The sequence below is a fragment of the Pseudomonas sp. TE21394 genome (assembly GCF_054057835.1).
The window spans coordinates 1,805,660-1,817,464 of sequence record NZ_JBSRZR010000001.1 but is presented as its reverse complement, the minus strand read 5'-3'; the positions used below and the strand labels follow the sequence as shown (position 1 = coordinate 1,817,464).

Below are 11,805 nucleotides of genomic sequence, written 5' to 3'. Positions count from 1 at the left end.
GACGGTTCTGGATGGAGACGTTATTATGTTACCTGTTTCTGACGAATCGAGTACTCACCGTGTCCCGATTACTAGCCCTGTTTGTCGCTTTCATCGCATTTTCCGCCCAGGCCGACGTGCGCGTGCTGACCACCATCAAGCCTTTGCAGCAGATTGCCGCCGCCGTGCAGGACGGGCTCGGCAGCCCTGAGGCACTACTGCCGCCGGGGGCGTCGCCGCACCACTACGCGCTGCGCCCGTCTGATGTTCGGCGGGTAGCGGACGCTGACCTGCTGTACTGGGTCGGCCCTGACATGGAGAACTTCCTGCCTCGGGTATTGAGCAATCGCAGCAAGCCCACGGTGGCCGTGCAGTCGCTGCCCGGCATGAAGTTGCGTCATTTTGGCGAGGACAGCCAGTCGCATGAAGAGGAAGACCACGACGACCATGACCATGACCATCGCCCAGGCAGCCTGGACGCGCACTTGTGGCTATCGTCGGTCAACGCGCGGGTGATCGCCGGGAAAATGGCTGCGGACCTGACGCGGGTCGACCCGGGTAATGCAGCACGCTACCAAAGCAACCTGAAAGCTTTCGATGAACGCCTGGACGCACTGGACGGGCGGATCAAGGCGCGGGTGGCCGGTGTCGCTGGCAAGCCGTACTTCGTGTTCCACGAAGCGTTCGATTATTTCGAAGCCGAGTACGGCCTCAAGCATACCGGGGTGTTCACCGTGGCAGCCGAGGTGCAGCCCGGCGCGCAGCATGTGGCCGCGATGCGCAAACGCCTGCAGGAAGTGGGCAAGACCTGCGTGTTCAGCGAGCCGCCGTTGCGGCCGCGCCTGGCCGAGACGCTGACTGCCGGCCTGCCGGTGCGCCTGGCCGAGCTGGATGCCCTGGGTGGTAGCGACCCGGTGGATGGCAAGGGTTATGAGCGTTTGCTGGAAAAACTGGCTGGCGACCTGGCTGGGTGCCTGGACCAACTGTAAGCCTGGTCCGGCTTCTTCGCGGGCATACCCGCGAAGAAGCCGGCGTGGTCTAGAGGGCAAATGGCAGGTGCAAGGTCACCTGCTGGCGCTGCGCCAGGCGCACTTCGAACTCGCTCGGGTCGTGGATCATCACATCCATGCCGGCAAACGACTCGGCGGCGATCAGGCGCGACAGCCAGAAGCGCACGCACCCTACCCGCAACATTTCCGGCCACAGCTCAGCCTCGGCAGCGGTAAACGGCCGCAACGCCGCGTACGCGGCCAGCAGCGCCTGGGCGCGCGGTACATTCACGGCGCCGTGCTCATCCAGGCACCAGTCGTTCACGGTGATGGCGATGTCATACAGCATCGGCCCGGAACAGGCATTGTAGAAGTCGATCACACCGGTCAGGTGGGTGCCTTCGAACATCACGTTGTCGCGGAACAGGTCGGCGTGCAGGTTGGCGCGTGGCAGGGCCAGAATCTGCGTCTTGTGTGCGCGGATTTCATCCAGTGCCGGCTGCAGCAACGCGGCTTGCTCGGCGGTCAGGCGCGGCAGCAGTTCGGCACCCGAAGCCAGCATCCAGTCCAGGCCGCGGTCGGTACGGCGCTCGATGATGTGCTCCCTGGTAGCCAGGTGGATATGCGCCAGCAATTCGCCTACCTGGGCGCAATGCTGGGCGTTCGGTGCCTTGATGTGCTTGCCCGACAACCGTGGCTGCAGCAGTGCCGGCTTGCCACACAGCTCACGCAGGCCGTTGCCATGGCGGTCCCGTATCGCATAGGGCACTGGCATGTCGGCGGCGTGCAAGGTATCGAGCAGCTCGATGAAGAACGGCATGTCCTCGCTGGGCCCGCGCTCGATCAGTGTCAGGACGAACTCCCCCTGTTCGAGGCTGACGAAGAAGTTGCTGTTCTCGGTGCCGGCGGCGATGCCCTGGAAGTCGAGCAGACGGCCCAGCTCGTACGGCGCCAGAAAGGTTTCCAGCTCAGGCCGGGTCACGGGGGTGAAGACTGACATGATGAAAAGTTGCCCATACGGGCACTTCCGCCGGGAAGTGCCAGGTTGATGTGAACGGTGCGCGTCAGATTACCACTCGAAGATCTTCCAGGACGGGATCAGCATGTCCGGCTGGTCGGATCGAATGAAATTGCCATCAGAGCCATCGGCGCGTACCAGGAAATAAGGCTTGCCGTTTTTCGGCGTGATCTTGATCGCATACAGGAACCCGTTCTGCCGGTACTCCTGGATGGTTTTGTCGCCTTCCGTGCGAATGGTCACCTCGGGATCGGCCGAGGGGGCGTCTTCCGCCGCCAGGGTGACGACAGGCATGGTTGCCAACAGACCGAGCAGTAACAGGCGATTGAGTGTACGCATGATAACCTTGTCCCTTTGTCGTCAATGATTCTGGCTATTCTAGCGCCGGACCCGTCGAAAAGGTTGATTCTGCTCATGAGCCAAGCGCCCCTCGTCCTGGTGGACGGTTCCTCCTACCTTTACCGCGCCTTCCATGCGCTGCCGCCGTTGACCACCTCCAAGGGCATGCCCACCGGCGCGGTGAAAGGAGTGCTGAACATGCTCAAGAGCCTGCGCAAGCAATACCCCGACAGCCCGTTCGCGGTGGTATTCGACGCCAAGGGCGGCACCTTCCGCGACGCCATGTTCGCCGAGTACAAGGCCAACCGCCCGAGCATGCCGGACGACCTGCGCTTGCAGATCGAGCCGTTGCACGCCAGCGTCAAGGCGCTGGGCTACCCGTTGCTGTGCGTCGAGGGTGTCGAAGCCGACGACGTGATCGGCACTCTGGCACGCAGCAGTGCGGCCCTCGGGCGCCCGGTGATCATCTCGACCGGTGACAAGGACATGGCGCAGTTGGTGGACGGGCACATTACCCTGGTCAACACCATGACCGGAAGCGTGCTGGATGTCGCTGGCGTACACGAGAAATTTGGCGTCGGCCCGGAACACATCATCGATTTCCTGGCCCTGATGGGTGACAAGGTCGATAACATTCCCGGCGTACCGGGCGTGGGCGAAAAAACCGCTGTCGGCCTGCTGACCGGCATCGGCGGTGGCCTCAGTGACCTTTATGCCAACCTGGACAAGGTACCGACACTGGCCATTCGCGGCGCCAAGACCCTGCCGGCCAAGCTTGAGGAGCACCGCGACGCAGCGTTCCTGTCGTATGAACTGGCCACCATCAAGGTCGACGTACCGCTGGATATCGAAGTCGATGCCCTGGTATGCGGCGAGCCTGACCGCGAAGCGCTGCTGGCGCTGTATACCGAAATGGAGTTCAAGAGCTGGATTGCCGAAGTGCAGCGCGACGCGGCCGAGGCCGGTGACGATATCGCATCGACCGTCGAACCGGTGGCCAAGGTCGAGGCCAGGTACGAAACCATCCTCGACCCGGCCCGTTTCGAATACTGGCTGGAGAAGCTGCGCCAGGCACCGCTGTTCGCCTTTGACACCGAGACCACCAGCCTGGATGCCCAGCAGGCGCAACTGGTTGGCCTGTCGTTCGCCGTCGAGCCGCATGAAGCGGCCTATGTACCGCTGGCCCATGATTACGAAGGTGCACCGGTGCAGCTGGACCGCGAGACCGTGCTGCTGGCACTCAAACCGTTGCTCGAAGACCCGGCCAAGGCCAAGGTCGGGCAGAATGCCAAGTACGATATCAACATCCTCGCCAACGGCTCGCCGGCCATCGAGATGCGCGGTGTGGCCTACGACACCATGCTCGAGTCGTATGTACTGAACTCCACGGCCACCCGTCATGACATGGATAGCCTGGCGCAGAAGTACCTGGACCACACCACCATCGCCTTCGAGGACATCGCTGGCAAAGGTGCCAAGCAGCTGACCTTCAACCAGATCCACCTGGACAAGGCCGGCCCCTATGCCGCGGAGGACGCCGACATCACCCTGCGCCTGCACCACGCGCTGCAGGCGCGCCTGGCGCAGACGCCGAGCGTACAGCCGGTATTGATGGACATCGAGATGCCGCTGGTGCCGGTACTGGCCCGGATCGAGCGCCAGGGTGCGCTGGTCGATGCTGCGCTGCTGCGGGTGCAAAGTGGTGAACTGGGGGTGAAGATGGCCGAACTGGAGCAGCGCGCCTATGAGCTGGCCGGTGAGGAATTCAACCTCGGCTCGCCCAAGCAACTGGGCGCGATCCTCTACGACAAGCTGGGCATGCCGGTGCTGAGCAAGACCACCAAGGGCCAGCCGTCCACCGCGGAAGCGGTGCTCGACGAACTGGCCGAGCAAGGCTACCCGTTGCCCGAGGTACTGATGCAGTACCGCAGCCTGAGCAAGCTCAAAAGTACCTATACGGACAAACTGCCAGGACAGATCAACCCGCGTACCGGGCGTATCCATACCTCCTACCAGCAGGCGGTGGCGGCTACCGGCCGGCTGTCCTCGAGTGACCCGAACCTGCAGAATATCCCGATCCGGACCGCCGAAGGGCGGCGTATCCGCCAGGCCTTCGTTGCCAGCCCGGGCTACAAGCTGCTAGCCGCCGACTATTCGCAGATCGAGCTGCGCATCATGGCCCACCTGGCCAAGGACGAAGGCTTGCTGCATGCCTTCCGCAATGGCCTGGACGTGCACCGGGCCACGGCGGCGGAAGTGTTCGGCGTCGCTCTGGCAGATGTCACCACCGACCAGCGTCGCAGCGCCAAGGCCATCAATTTCGGCCTGATCTATGGCATGAGCGCGTTTGGCCTGGCCAAGCAGATCGGCGTAGACCGCAAGCAGTCGCAGGATTACATCGACCGCTATTTCGCTCGCTACCCGGGCGTGCTGGCCTACATGGAGCGCACCCGCGCCCAGGCCGCCGAGCAAGGCTTCGTCGAAACCCTGTTTGGCCGACGCCTGTACCTGCCGGATATCAATGCCAAGAACCCTGCCTTGCGCAAAGGTGCCGAGCGAACCGCGATCAACGCGCCAATGCAGGGCACTGCGGCGGACATTATCAAGCGGGCCATGGTCAACGTGGATAACTGGCTGAGCCAAAGCGGGCTGGATGCGCGGGTGATCCTTCAGGTTCACGACGAACTGGTGCTGGAGGTGCGCGAGGACCTGGTAGACCAGGTGAAAGATGAAATTCGCCAGCACATGAGCCAGGCGGCGCAGCTGGATGTGCCGTTGCTGGTCGAGGCAGGCGTTGGCGCGAATTGGGACGAAGCTCACTGATCGCGCGGGCGAAGCTGGGTAGAACCTGCGCCTGGAGTGGCGCGGGTTCTGGTGCCGCTCAGTGCCGTTGATGCTGAAGCTTCATGAAACTATCGCAAATAGTTTCCAAAGCTTCGGAACTAAACCGGTGAAGCGGGACTCAGAGTAACTGAATGGCTGGTGAAGCCCTTCGATGCTCCTATGTTGTGTTAAGTGTTGGCAGATATCTGGACCCCGCCCTAGCGGTCCGGACTTGGACCCCGAACTTCCCCCCTCCCCATATGAAGTCCGGGGTTTTTTTTGCCCGCAATTTCTTGGCGTGGTCTGGTGCAGGAGCGGCCTTGTGTCGCGACAGGCTGCCCCTACAGAAGACGAGCAGGGCTTCAGGCCACTGGCCTGTCCTCCAGTTCCATCCAGTCTGCGAGCACCCGATAGGCGTCTTCCACGCCCAGCCGCTTGGGTGCCGAGAACAGCTGGATGGTCACGCCATCGCCCCAGCCCTTGCGAATTTCCGACTGCACCTTGAGCAGGGTGTTCTTGCCCGCCCCGTGGGTCAGCTTGTCGGCCTTGGTCAGCAAGATGTGCATCGGCATGCTGCTGGCCTTGGCCCAGTCGAGCATCATCTTGTCGAAGTCGGTCATTGGATGGCGTACGTCCATCATCAGGATGACGCCACGCAGGCATTCACGGCTGCCCAGGTAGGCTTCCAGGTGTTTCTGCCAGTGTTGCTTCAGCGGAATCGGTACTTTTGCATAACCGTAGCCGGGCAGGTCGACCAAACGCCGTTCATCGTCCAGACTGAAGAAATTCAACAGCTGGGTGCGCCCGGGGGTTTTCGAGGTACGCGCCAGGCTGGCATGAGTCAGGGTGTTGAGGGCGCTGGACTTGCCGGCGTTTGAGCGGCCGGCGAAAGCCACCTCGTAACCCTGGTCGTCCGGGCATTGTTCGACCTTGGCGGCGCTGAGGGCGAATTTGGCTTTCTGGCAGAGGCCGAGGATGGGGTTCTTGACTTGCATGGGATATCCGATGTGGGTGTTGCCTGACTCTGTAGGCCCGAGCCGGGCAAGCGGTGTCGTTTCCGTTTGGATGGCGGAAGTATATAATGCCCCAGTTTTTGTGTGCTCATTCTCCCAACGAAGGGGAACGGGCATGGGGTGTCGAACAATAGCTCGCGCAACAGAACGCAGCGCGGCCCCCAACCCTGAAGGTCGTTCCGCATGGCGAAATGGCTGCTTGCTGTCGGTATGTTCCTGCCGTTTTTCAGCGCACAGGCTACACAGGATCCCGAGGTGTTGTACAACCGCACTTGTGCGGCCTGTCACGCCGGGCAGTTGCCACAGGCACCCAGGCAGGGTGACCGGGCAGCATGGGAGCCAAGGCTGGCGCAAGGCATGGATGTACTGGTGACGCACGTGACCCAGGGTTTCAAGGCTATGCCGCCGCGTGGATTGTGCATGGACTGCAGTGCCGAGGACTACCGTTTGGTCATCCTTTGGATGAGCGGCAGTCCCGATACATAACATTTCACCCTTAGCCGTGTTGGATTAGCTGATGAACAAACTAGTCGTGAGTCTGCTGTTGACCCTGGGTGTCGCAGGTGCGGCCACTGCTGCGCAACCCGTCAAAGGCGATGCCGCCGCCGGCCAGGCCAAGACCGCCGTCTGTGGCGCCTGCCACAACCCCGACGGCAACAGCCTGGCACCGAACTTCCCGAAACTGGCCGGCCAGGGCCAGCGCTACCTCGAAAAGCAGCTGCACGATATCAAGTCGGGCAAGCGCACCGTGCTGGAAATGACCGGCATGCTGGCCAACTTCAATGACCAGGACCTGGCCGACATCGCCGCGTACTTCTCCAGCCAGAAAGGCAGCGTGGGCGCCGCTGATCCCAAGTTGGTCGAACGTGGCCGTGCGCTGTTCAACGGCGGCGACCTGGAGAAAGGCATGCCTGCCTGCACCGGCTGCCACTCGCCAAACGGCGCAGGCATCGCCCTGGCCGGCTTCCCGCACCTGGGCGGCCAACACGCGCAATATGTGACCAAGCAGCTCACTGATTTCCGCGAAGGCAACCGCACCAATGATGGCGATGCCATGACCATGCGCACCATCGCCAGCAAGCTGAGCAACCACGACATCGAGGCGTTGGCCAGCTACATCCAGGGCCTGCATTAACTTTCAGTTAATGTTGTCTACCAATGATGAAAGGGCGGCCGGACCGCCCTTTTTTCTGTCCGCAGCCGTTACACTACAGAACTCGAGCCCTTCCCGGCCTGTCTCATTGCAGGTCGCGTCGTGGCGACCCATGACTGCTCAGGAGTAAAGCATGCGTAAACTGATTCTCAGCGCTGCGCTGGTCGCCGCCAGCGTATTCGGTATGACTGCCGTCCAGGCCGCAGAGCCTGTCGCTGGCAAGGAATACATCGAGCTGAGCAACCCGGTTCCGGTTTCCGTGCCTGGCAAGATCGAAGTGGTCGAGTTGTTCTGGTACGGCTGCCCACACTGCTACCACTTCGAACCGACCATCAACCCCTGGGCTGAAAAACTGCCCAAGGATGTCAACTTCAAGCGCGTACCCGCCATGTTCGGTGGCGCATGGGATGCCCACGGCCAGATGTTCCTGACCCTCGAAGCCATGGGCGTCGAGCACAAGGTGCACGCCGCAGTGTTCGACGCTATCCAGAACCAGCGCAAGCGCCTGACCGATCCGCAGGATATGGCCGACTTCCTCGCCACCCAGGGCGTGGACAAGGACAAGTTCCTCGCTACCTTCAACTCGTTTGCCATCAAGGGCCAGGTCAACCAGGCCAAGGAATTGGCCAAGAAGTACGAAATCACCGGCGTACCGAGCATGGTGGTCAACGGCAAGTACCGCTTTGACCTGGGTACCGCCGGCGGGCCGGAAGGCGTACTGAACGTTGCCGACCAGTTGATCGCCAAGGAGCGCGCCGCCAAGTAGGCGGCGTAACCATGCCCCGCTTCAGGTCCACGCGTGGCATTGGCCTGCACCAGCCGCAGGTCAACGAACATCACTTGCACGCCCCTGGCCTGCCGGAAGATGGACGCTTGCGGCTACTCAGTTTCAACATCCAGGTGGGCATCAGCACCGAGCGCTATCGGCATTACCTGACCCGCAGCTGGCAGCACCTGCTGCCGCACCAAAGCCGTGCCGGCAACTTGCAGAAGATCGGCAAGCTGCTGGGCGACTTCGACCTGGTGGCGTTGCAGGAGGCCGATGGTGGCAGCTTGCGTTCGGGCTATGTCAACCAGGTCGAGCACCTTGCCCACCTGGGCGCCTTCCCCTACTGGTATCAGCAACTCAACCGCAACCTTGGGCGTTTTGCCCAGCACAGCAATGGCGTGCTCAGTCGTCTGAAGCCACACCTGCTCGAGGATCATCCATTACCTGGCCCGGCCGGGCGCGGTGCGATCCTGGTGCGTTTTGGCGAGGGTGAAGACGCGCTCATCGTGGTGATGATGCATCTTGCCCTGGGCGCCAAGACCCGCGCATTGCAGCTGGGCTACATTCGCGAGTTGATCGGCGGCTATCGCCACCAGATCCTGATGGGCGACATGAATACCCATGCCACCGACCTGCTGGAGCATTCGCCGCTGCGCGACCTGGGCCTGGTTGCACCGCAAGTCGAGGCCACCTTCCCGAGCTGGCGGCCACAGCGTTGTCTGGACCACATCCTGCTCAGCCCAAGCCTCACGCTGGAGCGTGTCGAGGTGCTGGCACAGCCGATTTCAGATCACCTTCCCGTTGCCGTCGAGATTCGATTGCCTGATGCATTGACTGTGGATACGCTGCCGGTCCCGAGCTAAATTGCCATCACCGTTTGCGGACCCGGGCATGACTGAAGACGCTGAGCGCTGGAAAGAAAAATACCTGAAAAGCATCGAGCAGCAGGAAAGGCTCGAGCGCCGCTGGGAGGCCCGTCTCGACTTGCTGCGTCGCGGCCTGGTCCGCAGTACCTTGGCGGCCGAGGGCAGTGACAAGGTGGTGGACCAGTGCATGAAGGAAATGCGCGAGGTCATCCGCAGCGACAACATGGACGCTGGCCTCGCCGGCCTGATTCCGCGTCTGGAGAAAGCGGTACTGGATTCAGAGCAGCGCCGGGAAACCCGCATGAACCAGGTCGGTGACGCGCTGACTGCTCTGGTTGGCCAGCTGCAAGGCCTGCCGTTGCCAAACGATGTCTCCAGGCCGTTGAAGAAACTGGCGAAGAAGCTCGAAGGTGGCGTTGCCCAGTCACGCGATCTGCCGCCTTTGCTGGGCGAACTTAGCGGCCTGCAAGGCCGTGCGCTGTCCGCTCTGGGCAAGCCCGGTGACGAGTCCCGGCCGGGGTTGCTGCAGCGCCTGTTCGGCGGCCGTGAAGAAGGCACCCCAGGCGCGCCGACGCCGGTAGCGGTGGCGCTGCCTGCTGTAACCGCGCAGCCCCAGGCGTTAGAAGCCGCGCAGGCCGACGATGTGGATGCGTTGCAGCCGCTGCCAGCCCCTCCAGCCGCTGTTGACGAAGTACCCGTGTCGGCGGAGGCCGAGCTGGATGTACCTGGCCCTGAGTTGATCGAAACGGCCGAGCTGTCGCCAACCCCGGTGCCGCCGCACGCTGCGCACGAGGTACCTGTACCGGAAACCTCCGGTGGCGGGTCGCTGGTTCAAGCAGAACCGCCACAAACACCTGAGGTAACCCCTGGTGAAGACGGCACCTATGCCCTGCCCGACGCGGTCGAGCCGCCCTACAGCCAGGTGGCTGCGCATATCGAACAGACCCTGCTCGGCCTGCTTGATGATCTCAGCCTGCCCGAGCGGCACAAGGCCCAGGCGCTGCAGATGCGCGAACGGGTTGCCCGTGGCTTGAACTGGTATGAACTGATCCCGGTGCTGGACGACCTGGCCGTGCTCATGTTGGCGATCACCGACAGCGGCCAGCATGAATTCGAAACCTACCTGCAGCAGCTCAACGAGCGTTTGGAAGGCTTCCAGAGCCACCTGCACGAGGCCAGTGTTGGCCATGCCGACAACAGTTCTGCTGCCCGCGAACTGGATAACCAGCTGCGCGAGCACGTAGACGGGCTGCAAAGCAGCGTGCAAGGTGCTGTCGATGTGGACAGCCTCAAGCACATCCTGGACAACCGTCTGGAGGGCTTGCTGGTAACCATGGACCAGCACAAGCATGAGCGCGATCGCCGCGAGCAGGAACTGGCAGGGCGCCTGCAAGGGTTGTCGGAGCGGGTGGCGAACATGGAGCAGGAGGCGCTCGGCTATCGCGAGCACCTGGAAGAGCAACGGCAGAAAGCGTTGCTCGACCCTCTTACCGGCCTGCCCAACCGTGCGGCGTGGAGCGAGCGGGTCGAGCGCGAAATGACCGATTGGCAGGACAAAGGTGGCCACCTGACGATGGCGATCCTTGACCTCGACCATTTCAAACGCATCAACGACAGCTACGGGCACCTGGCAGGGGACAAGGTTTTGAAAATTGTCGCCGACCAGTTGCGCAAGCGCCTGAGTGGTCGCGGTTTCATCGCCCGGTTTGGTGGCGAGGAGTTTGTCCTGTTGCTGCCGCAGACCTCGCTGGCAGCGGCTACCGAGGTGGCCGAGGCACTGCGTGCTGCCGTCGAGGCGTGCCCGTTCCACTTCAAGGGCGAACGGGTGGTAATCACCACGTCGATCGGTCTGAGTGCGTTCCGTTCCGGGGAGCGTGGTGACCAGGTGCTCAAGCGCGCCGATGCGGCGCTGTACCGGGCCAAGGACCTGGGGCGCAATCGCGTCGAGCAGGCCTAGTCGGCTGCTGCTGAATCGCGGCACGCACCGTATCGGGCGAGCACGTTATACTGTAGCGCTCATTCGCTGAGGCCACTGACGTGCTTTCCACGCTTAAAACAACGCTGATTTCCTTCTTGCTGTTGTCTGTTGCCGGTTGTTCGACGGGCTTGCGCATCGATCGTAGCCATCCTTCGGCCAATCAGGACAACCGTATCCAGTTTGTTGTCCTGCACTACACCAATGCTTCGCTGGAGCGGTCCCTGGCCTTACTGACCCATGGCGAAGTCAGCAGCCACTACCTGATTGGTGACGGCCCGGGCACGATTTACCAGTTAGTGGACGAAAGCCGGCGCGCCTGGCATGCAGGGGATAGCCAGTGGCAGGGCCGCACCTGGCTGAATTCGTCTTCCATTGGTATCGAAATCGTCAACCCGGGTTTCACCGATACGCCGAACGGCCGGGTCTGGCACCCCTACAGCGAAGCGCAGATCCAGTCATTGATCGCGCTGCTCAAGGACATCGTGAAACGTAACAACATCGAGCCACGACACATCATTGGCCACAGCGACATCGCACCGCTGCGCAAACTGGACCCGGGGCCGCTGTTCCCCTGGAAACGCCTGGCCGATGCCGGGTTGGGTATCTGGCCGGATGCCAATGCAGTGGCGCGGCAGCAGGCCTATTTCAACGTCAACCCACCGAGCGTCGGCTGGTATCAGCAGGAACTGGCGCGGTTTGGCTACGCGATCGAGCAGACCGGGGTGCTGGACGTTGCCACCCGCCATGTGATCGCCGCATTCCAGATGCGTTTCCGCCCGCAGCGTTTCGATGGCATGCCCGATGCCCAGACGGCGGCGATGCTGCAGGTGCTCAACCACATGCGTTAAGGTTGCGCGAGAGACTTTCCAGGTTTGGTC

The 11,805-nt window shown here is 62.2% G+C and carries 11 protein-coding genes; 8 read left to right on the top strand and 3 right to left on the bottom strand.

Translation table 11 applies throughout. From position 1 onward, the window contains the following. The first annotated feature begins 11 nt into the window (after positions 1 to 11). The gene (locus tag ACVWZT_RS08385) at positions 12 to 968 is read left to right on the top strand and encodes a zinc ABC transporter substrate-binding protein (protein ID WP_457468911.1); all 957 of its coding nucleotides are present in this window, start codon (positions 12 to 14) and stop codon (positions 966 to 968) included. Between the two features lie 49 nt (positions 969 to 1,017). Here the strand turns inward: ACVWZT_RS08385 and ACVWZT_RS08380 are convergent, their stop codons facing one another. Beyond that, positions 1,018 to 1,968, bottom strand: coding sequence for a homoserine kinase (locus ACVWZT_RS08380; protein WP_457468910.1), 951 nt, complete (start codon positions 1,966 to 1,968; stop codon positions 1,018 to 1,020). A gap of 69 nt (positions 1,969 to 2,037) precedes the next feature. Further along, complete coding sequence (locus ACVWZT_RS08375; RefSeq protein WP_015268476.1) at positions 2,038 to 2,325, bottom strand: DUF2782 domain-containing protein; 288 nt, start codon at positions 2,323 to 2,325, stop codon at positions 2,038 to 2,040. A gap of 75 nt (positions 2,326 to 2,400) precedes the next feature. Between ACVWZT_RS08375 and polA the strand changes: the two genes are divergently transcribed. Then, entirely contained in the window at positions 2,401 to 5,148 is a 2,748-nt protein-coding gene (gene polA / locus ACVWZT_RS08370; protein WP_457468907.1) for a DNA polymerase I, read from the top strand. 362 nt (positions 5,149 to 5,510) lie between these two features. Here polA and yihA read toward each other — a convergent pair whose 3' ends face one another. Further along, positions 5,511 to 6,143: a ribosome biogenesis GTP-binding protein YihA/YsxC gene (gene yihA / locus ACVWZT_RS08365; protein ID WP_114167647.1), complete on the bottom strand. Its 633-nt coding sequence runs from the start codon at positions 6,141 to 6,143 to the stop codon at positions 5,511 to 5,513. A 201-nt stretch (positions 6,144 to 6,344) separates the two neighbouring features. On the opposite strand from yihA, the gene ACVWZT_RS08360 reads away from it, so the two are divergent. The 6 genes from ACVWZT_RS08360 to ACVWZT_RS08335 all read left to right on the top strand — a co-directional run bounded on the left by ACVWZT_RS08360 (position 6,345) and on the right by ACVWZT_RS08335 (position 11,775). Then, positions 6,345 to 6,647 (top strand): c-type cytochrome, encoded by a 303-nt coding sequence (locus ACVWZT_RS08360; protein ID WP_225779895.1) that lies wholly within the window; start codon positions 6,345 to 6,347, stop codon positions 6,645 to 6,647. Between the two features lie 31 nt (positions 6,648 to 6,678). After that, positions 6,679 to 7,296, top strand: a complete 618-nt coding sequence (locus ACVWZT_RS08355; protein WP_457468905.1) for a c-type cytochrome — start codon at positions 6,679 to 6,681, stop codon at positions 7,294 to 7,296. Positions 7,297 to 7,447: 151 nt separating this feature from the next. Continuing rightward, a complete protein-coding gene (gene dsbA, locus ACVWZT_RS08350) occupies positions 7,448 to 8,080 on the top strand; it encodes a thiol:disulfide interchange protein DsbA (RefSeq protein ID WP_296235095.1) in 633 nt (210 codons plus the stop codon). A gap of 11 nt (positions 8,081 to 8,091) precedes the next feature. Next, complete coding sequence (locus tag ACVWZT_RS08345; protein WP_296235094.1) at positions 8,092 to 8,946, top strand: endonuclease/exonuclease/phosphatase family protein; 855 nt, start codon at positions 8,092 to 8,094, stop codon at positions 8,944 to 8,946. A 28-nt stretch (positions 8,947 to 8,974) separates the two neighbouring features. Next, entirely contained in the window at positions 8,975 to 10,906 is a 1,932-nt protein-coding gene (locus ACVWZT_RS08340; protein WP_457468903.1) for a diguanylate cyclase, read from the top strand. Positions 10,907 to 10,986: 80 nt separating this feature from the next. Next, positions 10,987 to 11,775, top strand: a complete 789-nt coding sequence (locus tag ACVWZT_RS08335; protein ID WP_457468901.1) for an N-acetylmuramoyl-L-alanine amidase — start codon at positions 10,987 to 10,989, stop codon at positions 11,773 to 11,775. Positions 11,776 to 11,805: the final 30 nt, after the last annotated feature.

What these genes read in the sequence shown, in the direction of transcription:
- ACVWZT_RS08385 (WP_457468911.1), top strand. Translation starts at nt 12, where the DNA reads ATGGAGACGTTATTATGTTACCTGTTTCTGACGAATCGAGTACTCACC.
- ACVWZT_RS08380 (WP_457468910.1), bottom strand. Translation starts at nt 1,968, where the DNA reads ATGTCAGTCTTCACCCCCGTGACCCGGCCTGAGCTGGAAACCTTTCTG.
- ACVWZT_RS08375 (WP_015268476.1), bottom strand. Translation starts at nt 2,325, where the DNA reads ATGCGTACACTCAATCGCCTGTTACTGCTCGGTCTGTTGGCAACCATG.
- polA (WP_457468907.1), top strand. Translation starts at nt 2,401, where the DNA reads ATGAGCCAAGCGCCCCTCGTCCTGGTGGACGGTTCCTCCTACCTTTAC.
- yihA (WP_114167647.1), bottom strand. Translation starts at nt 6,143, where the DNA reads ATGCAAGTCAAGAACCCCATCCTCGGCCTCTGCCAGAAAGCCAAATTC.
- ACVWZT_RS08360 (WP_225779895.1), top strand. Translation starts at nt 6,345, where the DNA reads ATGGCGAAATGGCTGCTTGCTGTCGGTATGTTCCTGCCGTTTTTCAGC.
- ACVWZT_RS08355 (WP_457468905.1), top strand. Translation starts at nt 6,679, where the DNA reads ATGAACAAACTAGTCGTGAGTCTGCTGTTGACCCTGGGTGTCGCAGGT.
- dsbA (WP_296235095.1), top strand. Translation starts at nt 7,448, where the DNA reads ATGCGTAAACTGATTCTCAGCGCTGCGCTGGTCGCCGCCAGCGTATTC.
- ACVWZT_RS08345 (WP_296235094.1), top strand. Translation starts at nt 8,092, where the DNA reads ATGCCCCGCTTCAGGTCCACGCGTGGCATTGGCCTGCACCAGCCGCAG.
- ACVWZT_RS08340 (WP_457468903.1), top strand. Translation starts at nt 8,975, where the DNA reads ATGACTGAAGACGCTGAGCGCTGGAAAGAAAAATACCTGAAAAGCATC.